This is a genomic window from Aureimonas sp. AU12 (genome assembly GCF_001463705.1).
GTDB lineage: Bacteria > Pseudomonadota > Alphaproteobacteria > Rhizobiales > Rhizobiaceae > Aureimonas.
Map to the genome: position 1 here is coordinate 71,428 of NZ_BBWH01000027.1, position 26,133 is coordinate 97,560.

Genomic DNA, 26,133 nt, shown 5'->3' on the forward strand with positions numbered 1-26,133 from the left:
CGCTGAGTTGTATCCGTCTACTGCGCAAGACCGTCACCGGTACTGAGCAGGCCCCGCTGCATCAAGTCTTCGGACTGCGTTACAGGACGGTTAGCCATAATGTAACTTTCGCACTCTATTTTCGACACCGATCCGGGCATCGCAGCAGCATTGCGCCTCATGGTGCCCCAGAGAGGTATGTCGATGCGCATGACCATGAAGCTGAAGCTGGGTGTAAGCTTCGGAACGATCCTGCTGATGACCGGCGCCGTCGGCTATTTCGGCATCCAGTCGCTGTCCGGCAGCAACGACATGCTGCGCAGTTTCGCGGATCGTCCGTTCGCGCAGGTCCAGGGCACCAACGACATCCAGACTTCGCTGGAAACCGTACGCCGCGACATCCTCGTCTCGTTCTTCACCGCCGACCCGGAGAAGCTGAAGGGAACCGTCGCGGAATACGACGAGAACTGGCGCTCGATGACGACCCGGCTGCAGGACGTGCTGCGCTCGATGCCGGTCGAGACGCGTGATGCGTTCAAGGATGTCGAGCCCATGATGGCCGAGCTGAAGGCCGTCTCGGACGAGACCTTCCGGCTGGGACAAAATGCCGACGCCTCTGCCGTCGAGACCGGCTTCGTCCAGTCCGAGCCGCCGATGCAGACGATGACGACGGGCCTGACGGCCCTGCGCAACGAGGTGTCGCCGACCGACATGCCGGCCCTTCAGGCCCGCGAGGCCATCCAGCAGATCGCGACCTCCGTCCTCGACGCGCGCATCCAGATGGCCAGGACGCTGGCCCTGACGGACGACGCCGAGATCGGCGTCGCCAGCCATCGCCTGAACGAACTGAACGGCCAGATCCAGGCGGGTCTGACCGACATCGGCCAGCGCGTTCCGGCTCTCGCAGACGAGGTGAAGGCTTTGGAAACCATCTGGGCGGCCGCCTTCAAGGTCATGCGGGCCAGCGCCGACGTCGGCGTGCAGAACTGGTTGGCCAAGGCTCAGGACATGGCGAACACCAAGCAGGGCCCGATGGCGCTCGCGGCGGCCAAGCGGATCGACGATTTGACGAACTCGGCCTCCCACACGGCCGACACCTTCCTGACCGACGCGCAAGGGCAATACGACGCCACGCGCCTGACGCTGCTGGCGCTCATCGTCGGCGCCGTCGTGCTCGGCGCGGCCGCCGCCAGCTGGATGGCGCTGTCGATCTCGCGCGGCCTCGGGCGTGCCGTGCGGCTGGCCGACGCGATCGGGGCGGGCGACGTTTCGCAGCAGGTGGCGGCGAAGGGCACCGACGAGGTCGGCGACCTCCTGCGCTCGATGAACACGATGAGCGCCAAGCTCTCGAGCGTTGCGTCGAGCGTCACGACATCGGCGGCGCAGGTCGCCGCGGGATCGACGCAATCGGCGGTGACGGCGAACCAGCTGTCGTCGGGCTCCACCGAGCAGGCGGCCGCCTCGGAGCAGGCTTCGGCGGCGGTCGAGGAGATGACGGCGAACGTTCGCCAGAACGCCGACAACGCCTCGACGACGGAGAAGATCGCGGCGCAGGCTTCGCAAAGCGCGGAGAAGACGGGCGTGGCCGTGGCCGCCTCGGTCGAGGCCATGCGGGTCATCGCCGAGAAGATCTCGGTGGTTCAGGAGATCGCTCGCCAGACGGACCTTCTGGCGCTGAACGCGGCGATCGAGGCGGCGCGCGCCGGCCAGCACGGCAAGGGGTTCGCGGTCGTGGCGTCCGAAGTGCGCAAGCTGGCCGAGCGGTCGGCGCAGGCCGCGCAGGAAATTGGAACCCTGTCGACGCAGACGCTGCTGACCTCGGAGGAGGCCGGCCAGATGCTGGCCGTGCTCGTGCCCGACATCCAGCGCACCGCCGAACTCGTGTCCGAAATTTCTGCGGCCTGCCGCGAGCAGTCGGTCGGCATCGACCAGATCAACCAGGCGATCCAGCAGCTCGATCAGGTGACGCAGGCCAATGCCGGCGCCGCCAACGAGATGTCGGCCACCGCCGGCCAGCTCTCGGCCGAAGCCGGTCGCCTCGAGGACAGCGTCGGATTTTTCCGCACCGCTCCCGCCGCCCTTGCGATCGGTAGCCCCGCGCCGTCGCGTCAGGACAGCGTCCGGTCGCTTCAGGCCAAGGTGCAGGCGTTCGGTACGACGCACCGGCCGCAGCCTTCGTCGGCGCGCCGCGCTCCCGCACCCGCCACCGACGGCGGGTTCGACATGGATCTCGGAGCGGAGGGCGCGTTCGAGAAGATGAGCGCCTGAGACCAGCAGCCTCCTCCACCGGGATTCGCAGGTCCGAGACGAAAGGGAGCACAGCGTGTGCTCCCTTTTTTATTTCGCCACTTGGATTCGCAGGGGACTGGTTCTGGTGCGGGTGTTCCGGAGCAGGATGGGGGTTGTCCACGGCCGAGGCCCACCCGGACCGATCGCCCCGATGGCATGATTGCCGAACACAGAACCGCCTGACGCACATATGCCGCGGCGCATGACGGCTGCCGCGAGACCGCGCAAAGGCCCCCCCCCGTGATTGCCGGCCATTGCGCGCGCAGGTTTCTTGCCGGCAACTCATAAGGGAAGAAAAGGTAATCGATTCACAGTCTCGCGCGAACCCTTAACCAGTCCCACTCTGAGCGCCTGCAGTATTAACCGCGGTGATACGGCTTGTTGGGATGGTGGACCACGTCTTCAAGAGGTGCGCCATGTCCATTCATCATAGGGACGACTTACAGTCTCGGCTTCTGATCCAGAGCGTCACCGAATACGCGATCTACATGCTGACGCCCGAAGGCTACGTCGCGAGCTGGAACCCCGGTGCGGAGCGCGCGAAGGGGTATCACGCCGACGAGATCATCGGGCAGCATATCGCCTGCTTCTACGACGAGGCCGACCGCAACGCCGGACGTCCCGAGCGCAACCTCGACGCCGCCCGGCTCGCAGGCCGATTCGAGGAGCAGGGATGGCGCCACCGGAAGGACGGCAGCCGCTTCTGGGCCAATGTCGTCATCGACGCCATCCGGGTGGACGGGGCGGTCGTCGGCTTCGCCAAGGTGACCCGCGACTGCACCGAGCAGCGCGAGCACGCACTGGCGCTCGCGGCGATGTCGGCCAATCTTCGCACGGTCCTGTCCTTCAGCCCGCACGGCACCTGCCTCCTCGATGCCGACCTGCGGATCGTCCTGTGCAACCCCGCCTTCGCCAAGATGCTGAAGGTCGATTCCGGGGCGGCCGAGGGCCAAGGCTTCGCCGATCTCCTGCGCGAGCCCTTCGAGGAGGCGCCGAAGCCGGCGGTGCTCGATCTGCTGCAGGCGCTTCGCCGGGACGCAGGCCGGGATGCCTCCCACGAGATCGACTGGAGCGGCCGGATCCTTCTCGTCGTCGCGCGCGCGGCGGAAAACGGCGGCATGGTCCTGTCGCTCGAGGACGTGACGGAGCTGCGGCGCAGCCAGAGCGCGGTGCTGCGGAAGGTCACGCACGACGCCCTGACCGATCTGCAGAACCGCGGCGCGCTGGAGGCCCGCCTCGGTGCCCGGTTCGCCGGCACCTCGGCCTTCGCCCCGTGCTGGCTTCTCTACATCGATCTCGATCGTCTGAAGGCCGTGAACGACACGCATGGTCATCTCGCGGGGGACGCCATCCTGAAGGAAACGGCCTGCCGGCTGTCGAAGGGGCTGCGGGGCGGCGACTGCGCCTACCGCGTGAGCGGCGACGAGTTCATCGTGCTCATCGAGGGAGCACCGGCCCCCGACGCCGTGGCGGGGATCGCCAGGCGGCTCCACGCCACGCTCGCCGAGCCGTTGGAGTTCGAGGGGCGCACCCTCGCCATGGGCTGCAGCATCGGCATCGCCGACTCCCGGGCCGAGGACGCTGCGCCCTCGAATGTCGTCGATCGCGCCGACATCGCCCTCTATCAGGCCAAGCACGACGGGCGCGGCTGCATCCGGTTCCACGACGAGGAGATGGCCCGCTCGGCCCGGAAGCGCCGGACCTTGGAGATGCAGCTGCGCCGGGCGATGACCGAGCGGGAGTTCTCGCTCTTCTACCAGCCGGTCACCGCCGCAGACGGCGCCGGCATCGAAGGGTTCGAGGCGCTGATCCGCTGGACGCAGCCCGGTGGCGCGATGGTCTCGCCCGGCGACTTCATCCCGCTGGCCGAGGAGCTTGGGCTCATGGCCGAGATCGGCGGCTGGGTCTTCGAGACGGCCTGCCTGGAAGCGGCCACCTGGCCCTCGCACCTGACCCTCGCCGTCAACGTCTCGGCCACGCAAATGCAGGATCCCCATCTGATGGAGCGGGTCCGGATCGCGCTCGACAAGAGCGGGCTCGACCCGCGCCGCCTGGAAGTCGAGATAACCGAGACCGCGATGATCACCGACCACGCGCAGACGCTGTCGATCCTGACGGAACTGCGGGCGATGGGCATCCTCGTCGCCATCGACGATTTCGGCACCGGCTACTCGTCGCTGAGCTTCCTGCAGACGCTGCCCTTCACCCGCATCAAGATCGACCGCAGCTTCGTCCAGGACATCGCAAGCAACAGCCAGTCGATGGCGATCGTGCGCGGCGTCATGCGCATCAGCCGCGATCTCGGCCTCCAGGTGACGGCCGAGGGCGTCGAGACTCAGGAACAGCGCGACATCCTCCTGCGCGAGTCCTGCCAGAATCTGCAAGGCTATCTCATCGCGCGGCCGATGCCCGTCTCGGACATCAAGGCCTTCCTGTCGAGAACGCAAGGCCCCGCCGAAGCCCAGGTCCGCGCCGCCTGAACGACGACGCCCGACCCGCGATGGTGCAGCAAAGGCGGCCTACGATTCGATGTGAACGCCGCGAGGCGCCTTTGCGGGGTCCCCGAGCAGGATCCCGTTCGCATCGAACATGGAGACGGTACGACACCATGCATATGGGTCGGCGTCGCGTAGGAGACCTCAGGGCTATCGAAGGCCTGTTGAACGTCGAGGACCCAGCGACCGGACTGGCAATCGGCGTCATGTTCGGTCGGGGTGAGCGGTGGCGACCATCGTTGCCGAACGGGGAGCCGTCACACGGTCTTGAGAGGGCGGCGAACGCCGGCGGGCATGCAAAGCCCCGGTTTTGGACGCCGGCTGCCGGCACCGAAATGCCTCTGCGGCGGATCTGACGCGCTCAGGCCGGAGCGGCAGCGGGAGGCGCAGGCCAGCCCTTCATCGTGAGTTCGACCACGTTCTTCAGGTCGTCCGGGCTGGCGCCGCCCGTCGCCTGCACGGCCATGCCGTTGGCCACGGCCATGACGTAGCGGGCAAGGCACTCGGGGTTGGCGTCGGCGGGGAGGTCGCCGGCGGCCTGCCATTCCTCGAGACGGTCGCGGAGGCGGGCCTCGCCCTGCGCGCGGCGTGCGGTCAGTTCCTGGCGGATGGCGTCGCTCGCCTCGCTGCAGACGAGCGCGCCCTGCACCATGAGACAGCCGCGCGGGGCGTCGTCGCCGCTGCCGGCACCGGCGAAGCTCAGGAGAAGGCGCTCGACCGCGCGGCGCGAGGTCGGCTCGTTGAGGACGTCGCAGGACGGATCGGTCCGCATTGCGCCATAGCGATCCAGCACCTTGCGGAACAGCTCCTCCTTGTTGCCGAACGCCGCGTAGAGGCTCGGGCGCGTGACACCCATCGCCTCCGTCAGGTCGCTCAGCGACGTGCCCTCGTAGCCATGACGCCAGAACACGTCGAGCGCCTGATCGAGGGCCCTGTCGACGTCGAACTCCCTTGGGCGACCCATCGCCATGGCTTGGAAACTCCTTCTTCAAACGCGGCAAAGGCCGCTTCGCTTATTCTGTACCTGTCGGTAAAATAATCCGTTGACAGGCGGAAACCAAGCCCCTATCTCGTTCATTACCGATTGGTATGGAAGTCCAGGCCGCCCGGCGCCGAGATCGACCTTCGATTAAGACCGCAGCGAGCCAAGGGTTCCCGGATCCGATCGCCGGCGTGCCGCCCTCAGCTTCCGGCGACGCGCCACCTCGAACCGCTCGCTTGCCGCGAGCTTATGGAGACGCCCGCCGACAACCGGCGTCTCTTGCCTCCAGCCCATCGAGGACCGCGTCGCGGCCCACCCTTCGACCGACTGCCGGTCGCAGGATCCCTTCCGCTCGACCTGATGCCAAAGGATGCCTCTCATGATCCGCTACCTGCTCATCGCCACGACGCTGACGGCGACGCTCACCGCTCTGATCTCCGCACCGGCCGCAACGGCTGCCGGCCTCATTCCCGGCTCCGACACCGGAACGCGCCAGGCGCAGACGGTCGAGGACTTCGCCGTCGGCAGCGGCCGCTTCGGTGACACCGCACAGGACCCGAGCCGGACCTACGGCTATCCCGCCACCGACCGCGCCGCCCCCCGCGCGACCAGCTCGAAGGCTCCGGCCGACGCTGCCACGACCGGCATCGTCCGGGGCTCCGAGCGCGACGCTCCGACACCCGCGCCGGCCCGAGGCCGCCTCGTTCCCGGCTCCGACAGCTTCTGACGACGCCGATCGCGGCCCGCGAAAGGCCTCCCACGTGGGCCGCGATCCCTCTCGTTTTCGACGACCTGCCCGACACCCTCATCTCAGCCGCCAGGAGACGAGCATGCCGAACCCACCCGCCTTCGCCGCGTCCTCCCACCGGGCGGCAAGTGCTCCTCCCGCCTTCTGGCGCCGCGCTACGCAGGCCCTGATCCGGCTCGACCGACACCTGATCGGTCTCGGCGATCGCGCCGCCGTCCATGAGCCTGCCGAAAGGCCGGCCCGCCGACCGGCGGCGCCTGCCACGCTGCCGCACGCCAACCCCGAGCCCTCCGTGACCGTCAGCGCCCTGCTTCTCTGAGCGGCTTCGCCCCCATCTTTCGCGTCGGCCTTCGATCGTTCGGCTCCGCCGACGCCTGCGCTCTCCCGAGGTTTTCCATGTCCAAGACACAGACTTCGATCAAATGGGCCTTCGCCTCCGTGGCGCTCGTCTCGACGGTTCTCGGCGGCCCGCTCGTCTGGCCCGTGGCCGGCGATGCCGCGCGTGCCGACAAGCCGACGGCCGCCGCGCCGCCCAGCGCCACGCCCGCCTCCGTCGCGCGTGTCGAGGCCCGTTCCGTCGCCACCTGGACGAAGTTCTCCGGCCGGCTCGAAGCCGTCGGGCGCGTCGACTTGCGCTCGCGCGTCGCCGGCGCCGTCGAGGCCACGCATTTCCGCGAGGGGTCGCTTATTGCCAAGGGCGATCTCCTCGTCACCATCGACCCCGCGCCCTTCGAGGCCGCGCTGGCGCGGGCACAGGCCGCCGTCGAGAGCGCCAAGGCCCGGCTCGCCTTCGCCGCCGGCGAAGAGGAGAGGGGGCTCGCCTTGCGCGACAGCCGCACGCTCGCCGCCAGTGAGTACGCCCGCCGCGTCCAGGCCGGCCTCGAGGCCACCGCCGATCTCGCCTCGGCGAAAGCGGCGCTGCGCACCGCCGAACTCGATCTCTCCTATACGCAGATCCAGGCGCCGATCGCCGGGCGCATCGGGCGCATCGAGGTCGATGTCGGCAATCTCGTCACCGCCGGCGCCGGCTCGCCGGTGCTTGCCTCGCTCGTCTCCGTCGATCCGATCTATGCCAGCTTCGACGCCGACGAGGCCGCGATCAGCCGCGCCATCGCCGCGCTTCCCGAAGGTTCGCGCGACCATGCCGACCGCATTCCCGTCGAGATGGACCGCGCCGACGGCGGCGTGGCCGTGGGCCGGATCCAGCTGATCGATCCCACCGTCGATCCGGTGAACGGCACGGTGCGCGTGCGCGCCAGCTTTCCCAATCCCGGCGGCAAGCTGATGCCCGGCCAGTTCGCCCGCCTTCGGCTCGGCGAGCCGCAGCCCGGCCCCGCCTTGCTCGTTTCCGAACGCGCCGTCGGCACCGACCAGGACCGCAAGTTCGTGCTCGTGGTCGATCGCGACGACAAGGCCGAGTACCGCAACGTCACGCTCGGCGCCCCCGCCGAGGGTCTTCGCATCGTCACCGCCGGCCTTCGCGCCGACGAGCGCATCGTCGTCAACGGTCTCCAGCGCATCCGGCCGGGGTCGCTCATCGCGCCCCAGATGGTGGGCATGGACGGGGCGACCGACGCCAACCTGCAAGCCGCCGCCGCAGAGCCCAAGCAGCCGTAACCCGATACCGTCGTCCCGAAGGGACCTGTCGTCATGAGCTTCTCCCGCTTCTTCATCGACCGCCCGGTCTTCGCCGGCGTCCTTTCCGTGCTGATCTTCCTCGGCGGTCTGCTGGCGATCTTCGCCCTGCCGATCAGCGAGTATCCGGACGTGGTGCCGCCCTCGGTCGTGGTGCGCGCCAACTATCCCGGCGCCAATCCGGCGGTGATCGCCGAGACGGTGGCGACGCCGCTGGAGGAGGCGATCAACGGCGTCGAGGGCATGCTCTACATGTCCAGCCAGGCGACGACGGACGGGCTGATGACGCTCACCGTCACCTTCCGGCTCGGCACCGATCCCGATCAGGCGCAGCAGCTCGTGCAGAACCGCGTGAGCCAAGCCGAGCCGCGCCTGCCCGAGGAGGTGCGCCGCCTCGGCGTGTCCACCATCAAGTCCTCGCCCGACCTGATGCTGGTGGTGCACCTCACCTCGCCGAACGGGCGCTACGACCTGACCTACCTGCGCAACTATGCGCTTCTCAACGTGCGCGACCGGCTGGCCCGGATCGACGGCATGGGGCAGGTGCAGCTCTTCGGCGCCGGCGACTATTCGATGCGCGTCTGGCTCGACCCCGAGAAGACCGCCGAGCACGGCCTGTCGGCCGGCGACGTCGTGGCTGCCATCCGCGAGCAGAACGTGCAGGCTGCCGCCGGCGTCGTCGGCGCCTCGCCGAGCCTGCCCGGCATCGACTTCCAGCTCTCCGTCAACGCGCAGGGGCGCCTGAAGAGCACGGAGGAATTTGCCGACATCATCGTCAAGACCGACGCGGCCACCGGCGCGATCACCCGCATCCGCGATATCGGCCGGGTGGAGCTGGGCGCCGCCGAATACGCGCTGCGCTCTCTCCTGAACAACGAGCCGGCCGTCGCCATCCCGGTCTTCCAGGCACCCGGCTCCAACGCGATCGCCATCGCCGACGAGGTCCGCGCCACCATGGCCGAGATCAAGCGGACGATGCCGGACGGCGTCGACTACACGATCGTCTACGATACCACGCAGTTCGTGCGCGCCTCGATCGACGCCGTGGTTCACACGCTGCTGGAGGCCGTGCTCCTGGTGATTGTCGTCGTCATCCTCTTCCTGCAGACCTGGCGCGCCTCGATCATCCCGCTCCTTTCGGTGCCCGTCTCAATCGTCGGCACGTTTGCGGTGATGCATCTCCTCGGCTTCTCGATCAACGCGCTCAGCCTGTTCGGGCTGGTGCTCGCCATCGGCATCGTCGTCGACGACGCGATCGTGGTGGTCGAAAACGTCGAGCGCAACATCGAGAACGGGCTGGCGCCGCGCGAGGCGACCTATCAGGCGATGCGCGAAGTCTCCGGACCGATCGTCGCCATCGCGCTCGTGCTCGTCGCGGTCTTCGTGCCGCTCGCTTTCATTTCCGGCCTGACGGGGCAGTTCTTCCGCCAGTTCGCGCTGACGCTGGCGATCTCCACCGTGATCTCGGCCTTCAACTCGCTGACGCTGTCGCCCGCTCTCGCGGCCCTGCTGCTGCGCGGCCACGACGCGCCGAAGGACCGGCTGACGCGGATGATGGACTTTGCCTTCGGCTGGTTCTTTCGCGGCTTCAACCGGGTCTTCCGGGCGGGAACGCGCGCCTACGGCAACGGGGTCGCGGGCGTCATCTCCCGCAAGACCGTGACGATGGCGCTCTATCTCGTGCTCGTCGGCCTCACCGTGGTTCTCTTCCGCACCGTTCCCGGCGGCTTCGTGCCGGCGCAGGACAAGCAGTATCTCGTGGGCTTCGCGCAGCTGCCCGACGGCGCCTCGCTCGACCGCACGGAAGAGGTCGTGCGCCGCATGACCGACATCGCCCTGAAGGTGCCCGGCGTCGAAAGCACGATCGCCTTCCCCGGCCTGTCGATCAACGGCTTCACCAACTCCTCCAATGCCGGCGTCGTCTTCCTGACGCTGGCGCCGTTCGAGGACAGGCAGACGCCGGATCTGGCGGCCGGCGCCATCGCGGGCCGCCTCAACGGGGAGTTCGCGGGGGTGCAGGACGCGTTCACGGCGATCTTCCCGCCGCCGCCGGTGCAGGGGCTCGGCACGATCGGTGGCTTCAAGCTGCAGATCGAGGACCGGGCGGGCCAGGGCTACCGGCCGCTCGACGAGGCGGTCAAGGGCTTCCTCGCGGCAGCAAGGAGCGCGCCCGAACTGACCGGCCTCTTCTCGGGCTACCAGATCGACGTGCCGCAGCTCTTCGCCGATGTCGACCGCGCGCGCGCGCGCCAGCTCGACGTGCCCATCACCGCCATCTTCGACACGCTGCAGATCTATCTCGGCTCGCTCTACGTCAACGACTTCAACGAGTTCGGCCGGACCTACTCGGTGCGGGTGCAGGCCGACGCCTCCTTCCGTGCGCGGGCCGAGGATATCGGCGCCCTGAAGGTGCGCTCAAGCTCGGGGGCGATGATCCCGCTCTCGGCGCTGCTCGAGGTCGACACCGTGGCCGGCCCCGAGCGCGCGCTGCGCTACAACGGCTTCCTCGCCGCCGACGTCAACGGCAACGCCGCGCCGGGCTTTTCGTCCGGCCAGGCGCGCGCCGCGGTGGAGCGGATCGCGGCCGAGACCCTGCCGCCCGGCTTCACCTTCGAGTGGACGGAGCTGACCTATCAGGAGATCATCGCCGGCAATTCCGGGCTGGTGATCTTCCCGCTGGCGATCCTTCTCGTCTTCCTCGTGCTGGCCGCCCAATACGAAAGCCTGACGCTGCCGATCGCCATCCTCCTCATCGTGCCGCTCGGGCTTCTGGCGGCCATGGCGGGGGTCTGGCTGACGGCGGGCGACAACAACGTCTTCACCCAGATCGGCCTCATCGTCCTCGTCGGACTGTCGGCGAAGAACGCCATCCTCATCGTCGAGTTCGCCCACGAACTGGAGATGGGCGGCCGCACGCCGCTGGAGGCGGCGATCGAAGCCAGCCGGCTGCGGCTGCGCCCGATCCTGATGACCTCGCTCGCCTTCGTCATGGGCGTGCTGCCGCTCGTCCTCTCGACGGGCGCGGGTGCCGAGATGCGCTCGGCGATGGGCGTCGCGGTGTTCTCGGGCATGATCGGAGTGACCCTGTTCGGCCTGTTCCTGACGCCGCTCTTCTACGTGCTCGTGCGGCGGATCGGTGGCAAGGGCCGGCCGGTCGAGGCCCCGGCGGTGCAGGCGGCGCCTGCCGCTCTCCAGCACCCTTGAGCCCCATCGGGGCTGGGCAAGGGCGGCGTCAGGCGTCGAACCCTTCCGCCGCCCGGCCGAAGGCGACGCGCGGCCTCGTCGCGCCCGCCGCGCGGTGGATCGTGCCGGCCGGGCGTTCCATGACGAGGCGCCCGGTCTTCCAGGAGGCCAGCGGCTGGGCGATCCCACGCACGGCATCGGCGGGGCCGGTCGCGTCGAGAAGCACGAGATCGGCGGGGCCGCCGACGCGAAGACCGTCGTCGCGTCCCATGAGCTTCGCCGCATCGCACGAGACCATGGCGAAGACGGCTTCCATCTCGTCGTCGCGGGCAAGCTGCGCGACGTTCGCGTAGAGATTGGCCATGCGGATGAGCGAGGCGTCGCCGAAGGGCGTGAACGGATTGAGGACGTTGTTCGTCGCGATCGTCGCGGTCACGCCCAGCCGCTTCATCAGATGGGCGGGCGCGACGCCGCGCGGGACGAGGCGGGTCCGGTCGCGTCCGGTGAGGAAGAGGTCGGTGGCCGGAAGCACGGTGAGCGCGATGCCGGCATCGGCCAGACGGCGGCCGACCGCTTCGGCCGCCTCCGGCGCCATTGCCGAGAGTTTCGTCGCATGGCCGACGGACACGCGCCCGCCATATCGCCGCCGCCCGGTCTCGGCGATGATCGCGGGCAGGGCTGAACCGTCCGGGTCCAGATCGAAATCGACGTGGAAGTCGGCGCCCGTGCCGAACCGCTCCGCGAGGTCGAAGATGCCGGCGACATGGGCGATCGGATCGGGATCGGTATAGGGGCAGCCGCCGACGAGATCGGCGCCGAGGCCGAGCGCCTGCGCCAGCATCGCCCCGGTCTCGGGTTCCTGCGTCAGTCCTTCCTGCGCGAAGGCGCAGATCTCGATGTCGATCGCATCGGCGGTGTCGGCCTTCAGGCGCAGGATCGCCTCCAGCGACCGCAGGCCGGCGCGCGGGTCGACCTCGACGAAGGTGCGCAGCGCGAGCGTGCCCTGCAGAATCGCCATGTCCACGACGCCTGCCGCACGGCGATACACGTCGTCCTGCGTAAACGCCGCCTTGGCCCGCGCGGTCTCGCGCACCGCCTCGCTCAGCGTTCCCTCGCAGACGGTGCAGCGATCGAGGATACAGGCCTTGTCGAGATGGATATGGACATCGACGAAGCCGGGAAAGACGAACCGGCCCTCGGCGTCGCGTTCGGGCGCCTCGCATCGAAGGCCGGGCTCCATCGCGGCGATGCGCCCTCCCGCCAAGCCGATATCGACGAGGCCCCCACCGGCCTCGATGCGCGCGTTTCGCAGGACGAAATCCATCACGGCTTCCTTCATATTTCGGGGAAGGCGAGGGCGCAGCCGTCGCTTCTCGGGTCGTGCGCGCCGCTGACGCCTCCGGCCTCGTCGATGGCGATGACGCCCGCCTGCCCGGCGAGCGGGCTGAGGGCGGGGATGGCGGCGACCTCGTGGCCGCGCCGCGCCAGCGCCCGGAACGTCTCCTCGCTCGCCGAGGCTTCCAGCTTCAGACTGTCGCGGGCATCGGAGAACGTTCGCCCGAGCAGGAAGCGCGGCGCGGCGAGCGCCGAGCGCGGGTCGAGCCCGTGGTCGATCAGCCGCGAGAGGAGCACCGCCAGCGTCTGCGGCTGGCCGTCGGCGCCCTGCGTTCCATAGACGAGCGCCGGCTTTCCCCCGCGCATCGCGAGGCCGGGATTGAGCGTGTAGAAGGGGCGCTTGCCCGGCTGGAGCCGGTTCGGGCCATCGGATCGATCGAACGCGGCGCCGCGGTTCTGCCAGAGGATGCCGGTGTCGCCGGCGACCACGCCGCTTCCCCAGTCGTAGTAGAGGCTCTGGAGCAGCGCGACGCTGCGCCCCTGGCCGTCCACGACCCCGATGAACGCCGTGTCGCCGCTGCGCACGACATGCGGCCAGGCAAGCGCCATCGCCGGATCGATCGACGCCGCCTTGCGGGCGAGACGCTCGGGATCGAGCATCTCGCGCAACGGGACATCGACGAAATCGGGATCGGCGATCGCGCCCCGATCGAGGAAGGCGCGTTTCACCGCCTCGACGCAGAGATGCAGGAAGTCCGGTCCGGCGGGATCGAGGCCCGACAACTGGAGGCGATCGAGAATTCCCATGATCGCCAGGGTCGTCGCGCCTTGCGTCGGGGGTGGTGGGGCCAGAAGCGTGAGGTCGCGGTAGCGGATCGACAGCGGCGAGGCCTCGCGGGTCCGGGTGGCGGCGAGATCGGCGGCGTCGATCGGCGACCCCGCGGCCGCCAGACCCGCCGCGATGGCAGCGGCGAGTTCCCCCTCGTAGAACGCGCGCGCACCTTGGTCTGCGATGGTGCGCAGGCTCGCGGCGAGACGCGGCTGGCGAAAGGGCAGGGCGTCGCCCCCCGGCTCGAAATGCGCGTCGAACTCCGTCCAGTCGGAACGCTCGGCAGCGCGAAAATCCAGCCAGAAGCGTTGTGAGCCGGACATCGCGAAGCCATCACCCGCCAACGCGATCGCATCATCGAGAAGCGCGCCGAGCCCTTCGCGACCGTTCCACCAGCGGCGGGAATAGGCGAGCGCGTGATCCCACGAATCCACGAGGCCGGCGGTGGTCAGGGCCGAGAGCGGGCCGCGCACCGGGATGGGGTCGGCATCGGGCAGTCGCCGCGCCGCCTGCCCGATGCCGAGGAACGAGGTCGTGCGGCCGGTGCGATCGCCGACCATCCAGACCGCGTCGCCGCCGAGGCCGCAGAAATGGGGATAGGTCACCGACAACGCGGCCCCGGCCGCCACGGCCGCTTCGATCGCGTTGCCGCCGCGCGCGAGGATCCGCAGGCCTGCCTCGCTCGCAAGCCGGTGCGGCGTCGTCACCATGGCGCGACCGGGTGCCGGCGCGATCGGAGCCGAGGTCGGATGAGGGGAGGCGGGGCGTTCGGAGGCCGTCATGCGGATCTCTCTTGCAGGGAGCGTGCCGTGTTGCAGGTCTTTGGCGGGGAGCAAGGCGATCGTGCCGATCCGCAACAGGGGCCGACCATCGCCCTATGACAAGTGTATGCGATCTCGTCCATCCGCGTATGCAATCGGGCCTGGAACAATGCTTTGAAGTCGCGTCCGTGGACCTGCTATGGCTGGACCGACCTCGTCCACCAACGGAAAGCCGCCCGTCGCCCATGGATGCCTCGAACCGCGCACTTGTCATCTGCCGCGCCATCCGCCGCGCCATTCTGGAACAGGCGCTGGCACCCGGCGACAAGCTGCCCGAGGACACGCTCGGCGAACGGTTCGGCGTCAGCCGCACCATCGCGCGTCATGCGCTCGGCCAGTTGGCGTCCGAAGGGCTCGTCGAGCTGCGGCGCAACCGCATCGCCCTCGTCGCCACGCCGTCCTTCGAGGAGGCGCGCGACGAGTTCGACATCCGGCGCGAGCTCGAGCGTCTCGTCGTGCGCGCCCTCTGCGGCACGCTGTCGCCGCAACAGGTGGCCGACCTCGAAGCCCATGTCGCGGAAGAGGAAAAGGCGCGCGGCGGGCCGCAGGCCAACTCGATCCGGCTGGCCACCGAATTCCACGTCAAGCTCGCCGAGATGACCGGCAAGCCGACCTTGACGCGCTACGTGCGCGAAATCGCCTATCGCTCCAGCCTGTCGCTGGCGACCTTCGGGCGTCCGCATTCGTCGGAATGCGCGGTGTCCGAGCACCGCGCCGTCATCGCCGCGCTGGCCGGGGGCGACGGCGATACGGCGGCAGCGCTCATGGCGGACCATCTCGACCAGGTCGCCTCCCGCGCCTTCCTGAAGATGCCGCAATCGCGCGGCGACCTCATGGACATCCTCGGCCCCTACGCGGACGCCGAGCGGCCCGTGCCGGTGGACCGGCGGACGCGGCGGCCCGCCGGCGGAGCGGCCTGAAGGCCGGGACCGCGCAGACGAGCGCTCCGCCGAGATTTTGCTTTGCAGATCGCAGATTCACACGTACACATTGCTTCACGAAGTGCATGCAATTCATCTGCATAATTGCTGAGCATCTGGTGCGCAAATCCTGTGCGGATGCTCCGGTCCCATCCCGTCGTCGAAGGAGCCCTCATGATCCGCAACATCATCGCCGCTCTCGCCATGGCCGCCGCCATCGCCAGCCCTGCTTCCGCCAAGACGCTGACCGTCGGCGCCAACATCGGCAACGTGCCCTGGGAGTTCCAGAACGAAGCCTCCGAAACCGTCGGCTTCGAGGTCGAGCTGGTGCGCGAAGTCGCCAAGCGCCTCGGCTACGACGAGGTCGCGTTCGAGAACATCCCGTTCAACGGCCTGTTCTCCGCGGTCCAGTCGGGCCGGATCGACGCGGCGGTCTCCTCGATCACCATTACCAAGAAGCGCCTGGAATCGGTCTCCTTCGCCCAGCCCTACTACGACAGCGACCAGTCGCTTTCCGTGCTCAAGGCCTCGGGCATCGAGGGGCTGAAGGGCCTCGACGGCAAGACGGTCGGCGTCGACACGGGCTCGACCGGCGACATCTGGGCGACCGAGCACCAGAAGGAATACGGCATCGCCGACATCCGCCGCTTCGAGGGTCTGTCGCCCGCGATGCTGGATCTCGCGGCCGGTCGCATCGACGGCTACATTTCCGACATTCCGGCCGTCGCCTACTACATCAAGGACAAGCCGCAATACGCCGTCGTCGAGCGCATCAAGACCGGCGAGCAGTATTCGATCATGTTCGCCAAGGATTCGCCGTTGGCCGCCGAGGCCACGAAGGCGATCGGCGAGCTGAAGGCGGACGGCTTCCTTTCCAAGCTGCATGAGACCTGGTTCGGCTCCGCGCCCGACGCCTCGACCTCGACGGCGACCAACGCCGAGATGCCGAAGCTCTGATCGGCGGTCTACCCTTCATCGGAGGCGCGACGCCTCCGATGATCCTCCGGCAAGCGACGGCAGCCCGATGGACATCGTCACCACCTTCTTCAACATCGACGTTCTCGTGCGCTACTTCCCCCTTCTGCTCGAAGGGCTGGGGCGCACGGTCCTGCTCGGCGCCCTGTCGATCGTCTTCGGCCTTGCCGGCGGCCTCTTCTTGGCACTCGTCCGGCTCTACGCGAAGACGCCGTTCCGGATCCTGGCGGTCGCCTATATCGACGTCTTCCGGGCATTGCCCGTGCTCGTCTGGCTGATCGTCGTCTATTACGCGCTGCCCTTCGTCGGCATCCGCTTCTCGCCCTTCTTCGCCGCCTGCTTCGCGCTCTCGACGGTGTCGAGCGCCTACACGGCCGAGATCTTCCGCGCCGGCATCGAGGCGATCCCGCGCGGCCAGTTCGAGGCGGCCAACGCGCTGGGGCTGCACGCCTACCGACGGATGCGACATGTGATCCTGCCGCAGGCGATCCGCGTCATCGTACCGCCGCTCACCAACAATTCGATCAACGTCATGAAGGACACCGCGCTCGCCTCGGTGGTCGCCCTGCCGGATCTCCTGAAACAGGCGACGCAGGCGCAGGCGCTGGCCGCCAATCCGACGCCGCTGATCGGCGCCGCCATCCTCTATCTAATCATTCTCCTGCCGATGGTCCGTCTCGTCGCAAGGTTCGAACGCGGCTACGCCCGGCAGGGACAGCGCTGACCGAAAGCCGACTCCATGCCTCTTGATCTCGACTTCGTCCGCTCGCAGTTCCCGGCGCTGGCCGGCGAGTGGGCGTTCATGGACAATGCCGGCGGCAGCCAGGTGCTGCGCCGCGTCGCCGACCGCGTGTCCGACTATCTCCTGACCTCGAGCGTGCAGACCGGGGCGAGCTACGCGCCGAGCCGGCTTTCGACGCAGCGCGTGGCGCAGACGCGCGAGGCCTTCGCCCGCTTCATGAACTGCGATCCCGGCGAGATCGTCGAGGGGCCGAACACGACGATCCTCCTGCGGTTCCTGTCGGAGGCCATGACGGGCCGTCTCCAGCCCGGCGACGAGATCGTGCTGACCAATGTCGATCATGAGGCCAATATCGGGCCCTGGCTGCATCATGCGGCGCGCGGCGTCGTGATCAAGTGGTGGCGCTGCGACCCCGAGACGTTCGAGCTCGATCTCGGCGACCTCCGGGCCCTGATGAGCGAGCGCACGAAACTCGTCTGCGTCACCCATGCCTCGAACATTCTCGGCACGATCAATCCGATCGCCGAGATCGCCGACATCGTGCATGCGGCCGGCGCCGAACTCGTGGTGGATGCCGTCGCCTACGCCCCGCACCGGGCGATCGACGTCAAGGCGCTCGGTGCCGATTACTACGTCTTCAGCGTCTACAAGGTGTTCGGTCCCCACCACGCCGTGATGTACGGCAAGCGCGACCGGCTCGAGGCATTGGACAACATCTACCACTACTTCTTCGACAAGAGCCGCGTGCCGCACAAGATCGAGCCCGGCAACATGAACTACGAATGTGCCTGGGGCTCGATCGGCACGGTCGACTACGTGGAGGAGCTCGGACGTCGCGAGGGTGCCGCAAAGGGGGCCGCCCAAGGCGATGCCGAGGGGCGTGCCGCGATCGAGGCGGGCTTTGCCGGGATCGCCGAGCAGGAGCGCATCGTCTCCGCGCGGCTGATGGACTTCCTCCTGTCGCGAAACTCGGTGCGCGTCATCGGCCGCACGTCCACGGCGATCGAGGACCGCGTCTCCACCCTGTCCTTCACGGTCGGCAAGGAGAGTTCGCGGGGGATCGTCGAGGCCGTCGATGCGGCCAAGGTCGGCATCCGCTTCGGCGATTTCTATGCCCGGCGGGTGGTGGAAGAGCATGGCCTGATGAAGCAGGACGGCGTCGTGCGGGTCTCGATGATCCACTACAACACGGTGGCGGAGGTCGATCGCCTGATCGCGGCGCTGGAACCGGCGCTGTGAGCCTCGACCTCGTCATCGCCGGCGGCACGCTCGCCACGGCCGCGGACGTGTTTCGCGCGGATGTCGGCGTCCGCGACGGCCGGATCGTCGCGATCGGCGAGGATCTCGGCGCGGCGCGCGAGCGGATCGACGCCACCGGGCGCTACGTCCTGCCGGGCGGCATCGACAGCCATGTCCATCTCGCGCAGCCCTCGGGCGAGGGGATCGTCATGGCCGACGGCTTCGAGAGCGGCACGCGCTCGGCGCTGTTCGGCGGCAACACCTGCATCCTGCCCTTCTGTCTTCAGCAGAAAGGCCATTCGCTGCGCGAGGCGCTGCAGGGCTATCACGCGCTTGCCGAGGGCAACTGCTACACCGACGTCTCCTTCCACCTCATCGTTTCCGACCCCACGCAGGCGGTGCTCGGCCAGGAACTGCCGGCGCTGGTCGAGGATGGCTACACCTCGTTCAAGGTCTTCATGACCTACGAGGACCTGCGCCTGAACGACGCCGAGATCCTCGCCACGATGGACACGGCGCGGCGCACCGGCGCGCTCGTCATGGTCCATTGCGAGAACGAGGACGCGATCCGCTACCTCATCGGCCGCCACGAGGCGGCGGGCGAGATCGCGCCGCGCGCCCATGCCTCGACGCGGCCGATCGCCGTCGAGCGCGAGGCGACGCATCGCGCCCTGTCGCTCGCCGAGATCACCGAGGTGCCCGTTGTCATCGTCCACGTGTCCAATGGAGCAGCGATGGAGGAGATCGCGCGGGCGCGCTCGCGCGGGATCAAGGTCGTCGGCGAGACCTGCCCGCAATATCTTATGCTGACGGCGAGCGACCTCGACGGGATGGACTGGGAGGGCGCCAAGTTCGTCTGCTCGCCGCCGCCGCGAAACGCGGCCGAGCAGGAGGCCTGCTGGCGCGGGATCGAGACCGGCGTCTTTGATCTCTTCTCCTCCGACCACTGCCCCTTCCGCTACGACGACCCCGCCGGCAAGCTGAACCCGAAGGGCCGGACGAACTTCCGCCACATCCCGAACGGGATTCCCGGCGTCGAGACGCGGTTGCCGATCCTCTTCTCGGAAGGGGTGATGAAGGGCCGCATCGATCTGCAGCGCTTCGTGGCGCTCACCTCGACCAACCATGCCCGGACCTACGGTCTGGCGGATAAGGGCTCGATCGCCATCGGCAAGGATGCCGACATCGCGATCTGGGACCCCCGCGAGACCCGCACCATCCGGCATGCGGACCTCCATGACGGCGCCGACTACAGCCCGTACGAGGGGCTGGCCGTGACGGGCTGGCCGACCACCGTGATCGTCGGCGGCCGAGTCATGGTGCGTGAGGGCGCGCTCACCGGCGCGAAGGGGACGGGGCGCTACGTCGCGCGCGCGCGCTCCCATCTCAGCGCCCCCCGGCCGGCCGCGACTGTCGGGGCCTGATAAGGGAACCCGCGGGGTCGGCGACCCTTGCGAGTCCCCCTTGTCGGGTGACCCTGCGATTGCGCCTCAGCGAGCGGTCGTCACGGCATCGAGCCTGCGAAGATGCGCGGGCTCCAGCGCGATGCCGGCGGCGGCGATGTTGGCGCGAAGGTGGGCGCGCTTCGACGTGCCGGGAATGACGAGGATGTTGGGGCTGCGTCGCAGGAGCCACGCGAGGGCGACCGCCTGGGGCGACGTGCCGATCTCGGCCGCAACCTTCGCGAGCTCGTCGGCCTGCAACGGCGTGAAACCGCCGAGCGGAAAATAGGGGACGTAGGCGATCCCGTCCGCCGCCAGCACGTCGATCATGGCGTCGTCGGTGCGATGAACGAGGTTGTAGTGGTTCTGCACGCAGACGATCGGCGCGATGTCGCGGGCGACCGTGAGTTGCGCCGCATCGACCGTGCTGATGCCGATATGGGCGAGCAGACCCTCGTCCTGCATCTGCCGCATGGCCTCCATCGGCGCGGCCACATCGTCCTCCGGCCCGCCCATGCGAAGGTTCACGATCGGCATCTGCGAGAGGCCGAGCGGCTCCAGGTTGTCCTCGACGGACTTGCGAAGGAAGTCCGCGTTGCGCTTGAGGACCCACGCCCCGGCCTCGTCGCGCCAGGCGCCGATCTTGGTCACGAGCACGAGGTTGGACGGGTAGGGATGCAGCGCCTCGCGGATCAGGCGGTTGGTGACGTGGGGTCCGTAGAAGTCGCTGGTGTCGATATGGTCGATGCCGAGCGACAGGGCCTCGCGAAGCACGGCCCGGCATTCGCCTGGATCGCTCGGCTCGCCGAACACGTGGGGACCTGCCAACTGCATGGCGCCGTAGCCCATGCGGTTCACCGTCAGGGTCGTGCCGGGAAAGGTAAAGCGGCCGGCGGCGTCGGCCTTCGGGATCGTGTCGGTCATGGATTGGCTCCTCTTCGATGCCGCTGATATCGGACGTTTCAGGCGCGTTGATAATCGGGACCGGGGCGAATAGCCTGTTCGCCATGGCGAACAATGATGCAATGTCCTCGCTCGACGATCTGCGGATCTTCCTCGCCGTCTTCGAAGCCGGCGGCTTCCGGCGGGCCGCGCGAAACCTCGGGCTGTCCGTCTCGACGGTCAGCGAGACGATCACGCGGCTGGAAGCGCGCCTCGGCGTGCCGCTGCTCGGCCGCACGACCCGCAGCGTCATGGCGACCGAAGCCGGGCGTCGTCTGGCCGGACGTGTCGCGCCCCTGATCTCGGAGGCGCGGGCGGCGCTCGACGAGGCGGCGAGTTCCGAGACGATGCTGCGCGGGCGGTTGAAGCTCAACGTGCCGGGCGCGGTGATGCGGGACATCCTGCCGCCGCTGCTCGATCGTTACATGACGGCCCATCCGGGCGTCCGCGTCGAGATCGTCGTGGAGGATCGGCTGGTCGACATCACCGCCGCCGACTGCGACGCGGGCATTCGCTACGGAGAGCACCTAAGCCAGGACATGATCGCCATCCCGATCGGGCCTCGCCGGCAGGAAGCGGCGCTGGCGGCCTCGCCCGCCTATCTCGCGCGCCGGGGCATGCCGACCCATCCGCGGGACCTCCTCGACCACGACTGCATTCGTGTCCGGATTTCGGGGGCCGCTCTGACGCCCTGGACCTTCGAGCGGGATGGGGAGGAACTGACGATCGATCCGCCGGCGCGGCTGACGGTCGGAACGGGCGGCGCCGCAGCGGCCATCGATCTCGCGGTCGCCGGCCACGGCTTCCTCTGCCTCTTTCGCAACTGGCTCGACCCGCATTTAGAAAGCGGTGCGCTCGAGCCGGTTCTGCCCGAGTGGTGGCAACCGTTCGACGGTCCGCGCCTCTACTTCTCCCGTCGCCTCGTGCCCGCGCCGCTGCGCGCCTTCATCGACCTCGTCGCGGACGACCGGCAGGCGGGCCCCACTGGCTGACGTCGGCTCGCATGGCAAGAGACCGATAGTTGCGGGGACAGTCCGCACAGAAGAGCGATCGCGACGCGGCTGCGACGGCGGTTCTCGACGTCACACGGGCGCACTCATGCGAGGCATTGGCCGGAGCGGCATCGGCATCGAGAGCCTGTGGCCGGCGGCTTCAATCCTTGCCGAGATAGCGATCCATCCGGCGGCTCAACTCCCGGCTGGCCTCCATCAGGACGGCGTCGATCAGCTTGGTCAGAATGGCATGGTCGGCGCGCGCCATCTGGTCGCGGGCGCTGATGAGAAGGTCGATGGCCTCGACGAGGGGCGAGCTGTCGTTCGATCCCGATCCCATGTCGAGGATCGCTCCGATGTATTCGGGCGTCTGGCCCCTCGGGGTAAGCGGCCGGCCGAACGAACGGACCTGTCGAATGCCCTGATGGGGCGTCACCACACGGTAGTTGATGGAAAACGGCAGATGATGGTCGGCGGCGCGAACCAGTTGAGGGCCGATGCGAGCGCGGTCGTCGAGATGGATGCGGCTTCGAAAGTCCAGCGTGGAGAGACCGGCGAGCCCGTCCTGCATGGGGACGCCGAAGAACGCGCTCATTCCTTCATCGGCATAGATGCGCTGGCTCTCCGGCTCCCACTTCCAGGCGCCGACGAAGGCGGAACGGGCGGCAATCGATGAGCGTTGCGAGCGCGAATGCATATCCCTCATCCCATGATCGCGTGTGACGTACGCACGTCATGATAGAGTAGAGCTTCGTGAAGCTGACGGTAAGGGCAACCTTTTCATTTTTAGCCCACGGATTTGACGTGCTCTACCCCAAAGGACCCGCCCAGCGACATGATGGGATCACAAAGGTTCCGGCGTTCGGAGGGGGAACACCGTGACGTGACTGCCGCAAAAAGACCGTAAGCCTTGCTTGGTATGCAGCACGGCTCTAAGGCGGCGCGTCAGGGGGATGGTTCCATGCTGTGGGGAGGCAACATCGTGGTTCGCAAAGTTCCGTCCCGCCCATGATCGACACCACCCAGCCGCCGCCACCGCCGCCGGAAAACCCCTGCCCGAAAATCAGGGCGGCTCTCGAAGAGGCGCTCTCCCGCATGGCCGATCCCGACGTCAGGGCGCATTTCGAGCGTCTGCTCAGGGAACTCGGCTACCGGTCCTGAGCGACGGGGAGCGTTTGCCCTTGTCGCCGTGCGCTCCTGTGCGCATTCGAGCGCGTTCGGCGGGCGGCGGAAATGAGTCAACCTTCGCATGACCATGCGCGCGGGACGCGTTGCCGATCCTGGCCGGATCTGTCCTTCACAATCGAAAGACGGTTTTACGTGCGGCACCGCAGGGCAACGGAAACAGCGCGTCTTCGCGGGCTCCGACCGCCTCGACCCTGGTTGGCTGGACACAGCCCGGACCTTCCGGTGGCGCGGGATCCGGGCTGTGCTTCTTCAGGCCCGTGAACGCATTGCGTCCGGTGCCTGTGCCAGCAAGGCGTCGGCCTCGGCGACACTGAGCGCGGCCGGGCGCTCGCAGCGCGAGTCCACCACCACCGCACGTTCGCTCTCGGCCGAGCGCAGGATCGCCAGCATCACGTCGAGGATGTGGAAGGCCCAGTCGCTGTTCGCCCGGTGCGGACGTCCCGCCTCGATGGCGGCGGCCATGTCGGCGAGGCCGAGGCCCCGGTAGTTGGCATGGATCGGCTTTGCGGCGGGATAGTTGGGAACGCCGTAGAAGTTGCCGGTCGTCGGCGTCGCCTCCCAATGGTCGCGGTCGCGGGCGATCTCGACCGTGCCGCCGAAGAAGTTGGGATCGGGCACGCGCAACGAGGCGGTCCCGCCGTGGATCTCGATCGGCGTGTGCCCGTGCTTCCAGACGTCCCAGCTGGCGAGGAGCGCGATGCGGGTGCCCGACTGGAATTCGAGCAGCGCGTGGATCGTGGTCGGCACCTCGGGGCGGATGCGCTGGCCGACATTCGGTCCTGCGGCGGTGACGACGCGCTCATCGAGCCCGATGCGCCCGGACGCCGTGACCTTGGCCACCGGCCCGAGCAGCGCGACGAGCGCGCCGATATAGTACGGCCCCATGTCGAGTACGGGACCGCCGCCCGGCTGGAAGTAATAGGCGGGCGCGGGATGCCAGTGCTCCATGCCGCGCGACATGATGGTGGCGACGCCCGAGATCGGCGTGCCCACCGTGCCGTCGTCGATCATCCGCCGCGCCGTCTGCAGGCCGATGCCGAGGATCGTGTCGGGCGCCGAGCCGACGCGGAGCCCCTTGGCCGCCGCCAGCTCGACGATCGCCCGGCCGTCTTCGAGCCGCGTCGCCAGCGGCTTCTCGGTGTAGACGTGCTTGCCGGATTCGAGCGCCTGCATGGAGACGGCGGCGTGGGCTTCCGGGTTGGTGAGGTTGAGGACGATGTCGACCTCGGGGCTGGCATAGAGGTCGTCCAGCGTCAGCGCCGTGATCCCGTAGGTCTCGGCGCGGGCGCGGGCGGCCTCGGGCCGTGCGTCGGCGCAGGCGGTGAAGGCGATGTCGCGAAACAGTGCGGCATTGGTGAGGTAGATGTCGGAGATGACGCCGCAGCCGACGAGGCCGATCCGTTGCACCATGGGTCAGCCCTCCCGGCTGTAGCGCTGCATGGCCTCGAAGCTCGTGCGCGCGAAACGTTCGAAGTCGGACGGATTGTCGTGTTCGGCGATCATCAGGGTCGCGCCGGCCTCGCGGCCCGCCTTGTAGAGGCGCGCCCAGTCGAGCGTGCCGGTGCCGACATCGGCCCAGCCGTCCTCGTCGGTCTTCTGGCCGGCGGGCGCGATGTCCTTGACGTGGAGGGTGGCGACGCGGCCCGCATAGCGCTTCAGCCAGGTCTCGGGATCCTCGCCGCCCTTCACCACCCAGGCGAGATCGGCCTCCCATTCGATGGCGCCGTCTTCGCCGAGGAGATGTTCGAGCGGGCGCGAGCCGTCCTCCAGGGAGCGCATCTCGAAATCATGATTGTGCCAGGCGAGGCGCAGGCCCTCGCCGGTGACGCGGCGCGCGATCGCGGCGACCCGCCCGCCGACCGCCGCCCAGCCCGCCGCGTCGCCCGGTCGGTCTGCCGGCATGACATAGGGCAGGACGAGGATTTCGGTGCCGAGCTTGCGCGCGATGGCCAGCGCCCGGTCCGGATCGGTCTCCAGCATGTCGAGGCTGAAATGGGCGGCGCGGCTGGTGAGCCCGGCCTCGTCGATCGCGGCCTTCAGCGCGTCGACATCGTCGTAGAGGCCGCGGAACGGCTCGACATCGGTGAAGCCGGCCTCGCGCACGGTCTTCAACTGGTCGGCGAGCGGGGGAAAGTTGCGGCCGGAATAGAGCTGCATCGAGAGCGTGTCGGTCATGGCGATCCTTGCGGGCAGGCCGGGCCGCTTGGGACGCAGCCTGGGAACGAGGGGGAGGGGAAAAGGAGGGGCTAGAGGCGCTCGCCGCTCGCTGCATCGAAGAGCGAGAGGCGGGCGGGGTCGAAGGAGAGGCGCAGCCGGTCGCCGACCGCGAGCGCGCGCTCGCCGTGGGTGCGCACCGAGAGCGGCTGGCCGCCGAGCTCGGTCCAGAACAGGGTGTCGGCGCCCATCGGCTCGACCACGGCGACGGTGCCTTCGAAGGAGACGCCGTGCGGCGAAGGACCGAGCGCCACGTGCTCGGGTCGAAGCCCGAGCGTCGCGGCACAGTCGCTCGGGCGCGGGCGGCTGGAGAAGCCGTAGCCGGCGAGCGGCAGGGCGAGGTCGCCGAGATGGAAGGTCTCGCCGGCCAGCCGCCCCTCGAAGAAGTTCATCGCGGGCGAGCCGATGAAGCCGGCGACGAAGTGGTTGACCGGCCGCTGATAGACCTCGATCGGCGGCGCCAGTTGCTGGATGACGCCGCCCTTCATGATGGCGATACGGTCGGCCAGCGTCAGCGCCTCGATCTGGTCGTGCGTGACGTAGATCATCGTGTTGCCGAGGCTCTGGTGCAGCCGCTTGATCTCGACGCGCAGCTCGGCGCGCAGCTTGGCGTCGAGATTGGAGAGCGGCTCGTCGAAGAGGAAGACGTCGACCTCGCGCACCAGCGCCCGGCCGATGGCGACGCGCTGGCGCTGGCCGCCCGAAAGTTCGGCGGGCTTGCGCTCCAGAAGCGGTTCGAGCTGCAGCATGCGCGACGCCTTGGCGACGCGGCGCTCGATCTCGGCCCGTGCGATGCCGTTCATGCGCAGGCCGAAGGAGAGGTTCTCCTTCACGCTCATCCGGGGATAGAGGGCGTAGGACTGGAACACCATGCCGATGCCCCGGTCCTTCGGCTCGGCCCAGGTGACGTTCCTGCCGGAGATCCAGATCTCGCCGTCGCTGATATCGAGAAGGCCGGCGATGGCGTTGAGGAGGGTGGACTTGCCGCAGCCCGAGGGGCCCAGCAGCACGAGGAACTCGCCCTTGGCGACGTCGAGATCGAGCTTGTCGATCGCCGTGAGCGCCCCGTAGCGGATGTCGAGCTCGCGCACCGAAACGCTGGCCTCGCCGGAGGCGGGGGAGGGCGAGGCGGCGGCGCGGGGCGGCACCTCGAGGCCGAGGGCGGCGGAGCCTGTGGTCATGA

The 26,133-nt window shown here is 68.6% G+C and carries 21 protein-coding genes; 13 read left to right on the forward strand and 8 right to left on the reverse strand.

Annotated elements, in window-relative coordinates; all coding sequences use genetic code 11:
* The first annotated feature begins 183 nt into the window (after window positions 1-183).
* Together AUL33_RS11035 and AUL33_RS11040 are read left to right on the forward strand one after the other, a co-directional pair.
* Window positions 184-2,247, forward strand: a complete 2,064-nt coding sequence (locus AUL33_RS11035; protein ID WP_082652527.1) for a methyl-accepting chemotaxis protein — start codon at window positions 184-186, stop codon at window positions 2,245-2,247.
* Window positions 2,248-2,684: 437 nt separating this feature from the next.
* Complete coding sequence (locus AUL33_RS11040; RefSeq protein WP_192843180.1) at window positions 2,685-4,748, forward strand: bifunctional diguanylate cyclase/phosphodiesterase; 2,064 nt, start codon at window positions 2,685-2,687, stop codon at window positions 4,746-4,748.
* A 376-nt stretch (window positions 4,749-5,124) separates the two neighbouring features.
* Here AUL33_RS11040 and AUL33_RS11045 read toward each other — a convergent pair whose 3' ends face one another.
* The gene (locus AUL33_RS11045; RefSeq protein ID WP_062207537.1) at window positions 5,125-5,733 is read right to left on the reverse strand and encodes a TetR/AcrR family transcriptional regulator; all 609 of its coding nucleotides are present in this window, start codon (window positions 5,731-5,733) and stop codon (window positions 5,125-5,127) included.
* 391 nt (window positions 5,734-6,124) lie between these two features.
* On the opposite strand from AUL33_RS11045, the gene AUL33_RS11050 reads away from it, so the two are divergent.
* The 4 genes from AUL33_RS11050 to AUL33_RS11065 all read left to right on the forward strand — a co-directional run bounded on the left by AUL33_RS11050 (window position 6,125) and on the right by AUL33_RS11065 (window position 11,332).
* Window positions 6,125-6,472: a hypothetical protein gene (locus tag AUL33_RS11050; RefSeq protein WP_062207539.1), complete on the forward strand. Its 348-nt coding sequence runs from the start codon at window positions 6,125-6,127 to the stop codon at window positions 6,470-6,472.
* Window positions 6,473-6,575: 103 nt separating this feature from the next.
* Window positions 6,576-6,812 (forward strand): hypothetical protein, encoded by a 237-nt coding sequence (locus tag AUL33_RS11055; protein WP_062207540.1) that lies wholly within the window; start codon window positions 6,576-6,578, stop codon window positions 6,810-6,812.
* 77 nt (window positions 6,813-6,889) lie between these two features.
* Window positions 6,890-8,110 (forward strand): efflux RND transporter periplasmic adaptor subunit, encoded by a 1,221-nt coding sequence (locus tag AUL33_RS11060; protein WP_062207542.1) that lies wholly within the window; start codon window positions 6,890-6,892, stop codon window positions 8,108-8,110.
* A gap of 33 nt (window positions 8,111-8,143) precedes the next feature.
* Window positions 8,144-11,332 (forward strand): efflux RND transporter permease subunit, encoded by a 3,189-nt coding sequence (locus tag AUL33_RS11065; RefSeq protein ID WP_062207544.1) that lies wholly within the window; start codon window positions 8,144-8,146, stop codon window positions 11,330-11,332.
* A 28-nt stretch (window positions 11,333-11,360) separates the two neighbouring features.
* Here the strand turns inward: AUL33_RS11065 and AUL33_RS11070 are convergent, their stop codons facing one another.
* On the reverse strand, window positions 11,361-12,635 hold the full coding sequence (locus AUL33_RS11070; protein ID WP_244492128.1) for an amidohydrolase family protein: 1,275 nt from the start codon (window positions 12,633-12,635) through the stop codon (window positions 11,361-11,363).
* An 11-nt stretch (window positions 12,636-12,646) separates the two neighbouring features.
* A complete protein-coding gene (locus AUL33_RS11075) occupies window positions 12,647-14,185 on the reverse strand; it encodes a gamma-glutamyltransferase family protein (RefSeq protein WP_062207655.1) in 1,539 nt (512 codons plus the stop codon).
* 296 nt (window positions 14,186-14,481) lie between these two features.
* Here AUL33_RS11075 and AUL33_RS11080 point away from each other — a divergent pair, with 296 nt between their 5' ends.
* From AUL33_RS11080 to hydA, 5 genes are all read left to right on the forward strand, one after another.
* Entirely contained in the window at window positions 14,482-15,216 is a 735-nt protein-coding gene (locus AUL33_RS11080) for a GntR family transcriptional regulator (RefSeq protein ID WP_062207546.1), read from the forward strand.
* Window positions 15,217-15,390: 174 nt separating this feature from the next.
* Window positions 15,391-16,173 (forward strand): transporter substrate-binding domain-containing protein, encoded by a 783-nt coding sequence (locus AUL33_RS11085; RefSeq protein WP_062207548.1) that lies wholly within the window; start codon window positions 15,391-15,393, stop codon window positions 16,171-16,173.
* 67 nt (window positions 16,174-16,240) lie between these two features.
* Window positions 16,241-16,915 carry an amino acid ABC transporter permease gene (locus AUL33_RS11090; protein ID WP_062207549.1) on the forward strand — a complete coding sequence of 225 codons (675 nt, stop codon included), beginning with the start codon at window positions 16,241-16,243 and terminating at the stop codon, window positions 16,913-16,915.
* 15 nt (window positions 16,916-16,930) lie between these two features.
* On the forward strand, window positions 16,931-18,172 hold the full coding sequence (locus tag AUL33_RS11095; RefSeq protein WP_062207551.1) for a cysteine desulfurase-like protein: 1,242 nt from the start codon (window positions 16,931-16,933) through the stop codon (window positions 18,170-18,172).
* The gene (gene hydA / locus AUL33_RS11100) at window positions 18,169-19,596 is read left to right on the forward strand and encodes a dihydropyrimidinase (protein ID WP_062207553.1); all 1,428 of its coding nucleotides are present in this window, start codon (window positions 18,169-18,171) and stop codon (window positions 19,594-19,596) included. Before AUL33_RS11095 ends, hydA begins: the two co-directional genes overlap by 4 nt.
* 66 nt (window positions 19,597-19,662) lie before the next feature.
* Here the strand turns inward: hydA and AUL33_RS11105 are convergent, their stop codons facing one another.
* On the reverse strand, window positions 19,663-20,538 hold the full coding sequence (locus tag AUL33_RS11105) for an oxidoreductase (RefSeq protein WP_156419370.1): 876 nt from the start codon (window positions 20,536-20,538) through the stop codon (window positions 19,663-19,665).
* A gap of 101 nt (window positions 20,539-20,639) precedes the next feature.
* Between AUL33_RS11105 and AUL33_RS11110 the strand changes: the two genes are divergently transcribed.
* A complete protein-coding gene (locus AUL33_RS11110) occupies window positions 20,640-21,548 on the forward strand; it encodes a LysR family transcriptional regulator (RefSeq protein ID WP_062207555.1) in 909 nt (302 codons plus the stop codon).
* Window positions 21,549-21,708: 160 nt separating this feature from the next.
* On the opposite strand, the gene AUL33_RS11115 is transcribed toward AUL33_RS11110, so the two are convergent.
* Window positions 21,709-22,245 carry a PAS domain-containing protein gene (locus AUL33_RS11115; RefSeq protein WP_062207557.1) on the reverse strand — a complete coding sequence of 179 codons (537 nt, stop codon included), beginning with the start codon at window positions 22,243-22,245 and terminating at the stop codon, window positions 21,709-21,711.
* 311 nt (window positions 22,246-22,556) lie between these two features.
* Here AUL33_RS11115 and AUL33_RS22160 point away from each other — a divergent pair, with 311 nt between their 5' ends.
* A complete protein-coding gene (locus AUL33_RS22160; RefSeq protein ID WP_156419372.1) occupies window positions 22,557-22,709 on the forward strand; it encodes a hypothetical protein in 153 nt (50 codons plus the stop codon).
* Between the two features lie 276 nt (window positions 22,710-22,985).
* Here the strand turns inward: AUL33_RS22160 and AUL33_RS11120 are convergent, their stop codons facing one another.
* The 3 genes from AUL33_RS11120 to AUL33_RS11130 form a co-directional block, all read right to left on the reverse strand.
* Window positions 22,986-24,146 (reverse strand): Gfo/Idh/MocA family protein, encoded by a 1,161-nt coding sequence (locus tag AUL33_RS11120; protein WP_062207559.1) that lies wholly within the window; start codon window positions 24,144-24,146, stop codon window positions 22,986-22,988.
* Window positions 24,147-24,149: 3 nt separating this feature from the next.
* A complete protein-coding gene (locus tag AUL33_RS11125; protein ID WP_082652519.1) occupies window positions 24,150-24,911 on the reverse strand; it encodes a sugar phosphate isomerase/epimerase in 762 nt (253 codons plus the stop codon).
* Between the two features lie 71 nt (window positions 24,912-24,982).
* A complete protein-coding gene (locus AUL33_RS11130) occupies window positions 24,983-26,131 on the reverse strand; it encodes an ABC transporter ATP-binding protein (protein ID WP_082652529.1) in 1,149 nt (382 codons plus the stop codon).
* Between the last annotated feature and the right edge of the window lie 2 nt (window positions 26,132-26,133).

Coding starts and splice junctions, on each gene's coding strand:
- AUL33_RS11035 (WP_082652527.1), top strand. CDS start 184: ATGCGCATGACCATGAAGCTGAAGCTGGGTGTAAGCTTCGGAACGATC.
- AUL33_RS11040 (WP_192843180.1), top strand. CDS start 2,685: ATGTCCATTCATCATAGGGACGACTTACAGTCTCGGCTTCTGATCCAG.
- AUL33_RS11045 (WP_062207537.1), bottom strand. CDS start 5,733: ATGGCGATGGGTCGCCCAAGGGAGTTCGACGTCGACAGGGCCCTCGAT.
- AUL33_RS11050 (WP_062207539.1), top strand. CDS start 6,125: ATGATCCGCTACCTGCTCATCGCCACGACGCTGACGGCGACGCTCACC.
- AUL33_RS11055 (WP_062207540.1), top strand. CDS start 6,576: ATGCCGAACCCACCCGCCTTCGCCGCGTCCTCCCACCGGGCGGCAAGT.
- AUL33_RS11060 (WP_062207542.1), top strand. CDS start 6,890: ATGTCCAAGACACAGACTTCGATCAAATGGGCCTTCGCCTCCGTGGCG.
- AUL33_RS11065 (WP_062207544.1), top strand. CDS start 8,144: ATGAGCTTCTCCCGCTTCTTCATCGACCGCCCGGTCTTCGCCGGCGTC.
- AUL33_RS11070 (WP_244492128.1), bottom strand. CDS start 12,635: ATGGATTTCGTCCTGCGAAACGCGCGCATCGAGGCCGGTGGGGGCCTC.
- AUL33_RS11075 (WP_062207655.1), bottom strand. CDS start 14,185: ATGGTGACGACGCCGCACCGGCTTGCGAGCGAGGCAGGCCTGCGGATC.
- AUL33_RS11080 (WP_062207546.1), top strand. CDS start 14,482: ATGGATGCCTCGAACCGCGCACTTGTCATCTGCCGCGCCATCCGCCGC.
- AUL33_RS11085 (WP_062207548.1), top strand. CDS start 15,391: ATGATCCGCAACATCATCGCCGCTCTCGCCATGGCCGCCGCCATCGCC.
- AUL33_RS11090 (WP_062207549.1), top strand. CDS start 16,241: ATGGACATCGTCACCACCTTCTTCAACATCGACGTTCTCGTGCGCTAC.
- AUL33_RS11095 (WP_062207551.1), top strand. CDS start 16,931: ATGCCTCTTGATCTCGACTTCGTCCGCTCGCAGTTCCCGGCGCTGGCC.
- AUL33_RS11105 (WP_156419370.1), bottom strand. CDS start 20,538: ATGACCGACACGATCCCGAAGGCCGACGCCGCCGGCCGCTTTACCTTT.
- AUL33_RS11110 (WP_062207555.1), top strand. CDS start 20,640: ATGTCCTCGCTCGACGATCTGCGGATCTTCCTCGCCGTCTTCGAAGCC.
- AUL33_RS11115 (WP_062207557.1), bottom strand. CDS start 22,245: ATGCATTCGCGCTCGCAACGCTCATCGATTGCCGCCCGTTCCGCCTTC.
- AUL33_RS22160 (WP_156419372.1), top strand. CDS start 22,557: ATGATCGACACCACCCAGCCGCCGCCACCGCCGCCGGAAAACCCCTGC.
- AUL33_RS11120 (WP_062207559.1), bottom strand. CDS start 24,146: ATGGTGCAACGGATCGGCCTCGTCGGCTGCGGCGTCATCTCCGACATC.
- AUL33_RS11125 (WP_082652519.1), bottom strand. CDS start 24,911: ATGACCGACACGCTCTCGATGCAGCTCTATTCCGGCCGCAACTTTCCC.
- AUL33_RS11130 (WP_082652529.1), bottom strand. CDS start 26,131: ATGACCACAGGCTCCGCCGCCCTCGGCCTCGAGGTGCCGCCCCGCGCC.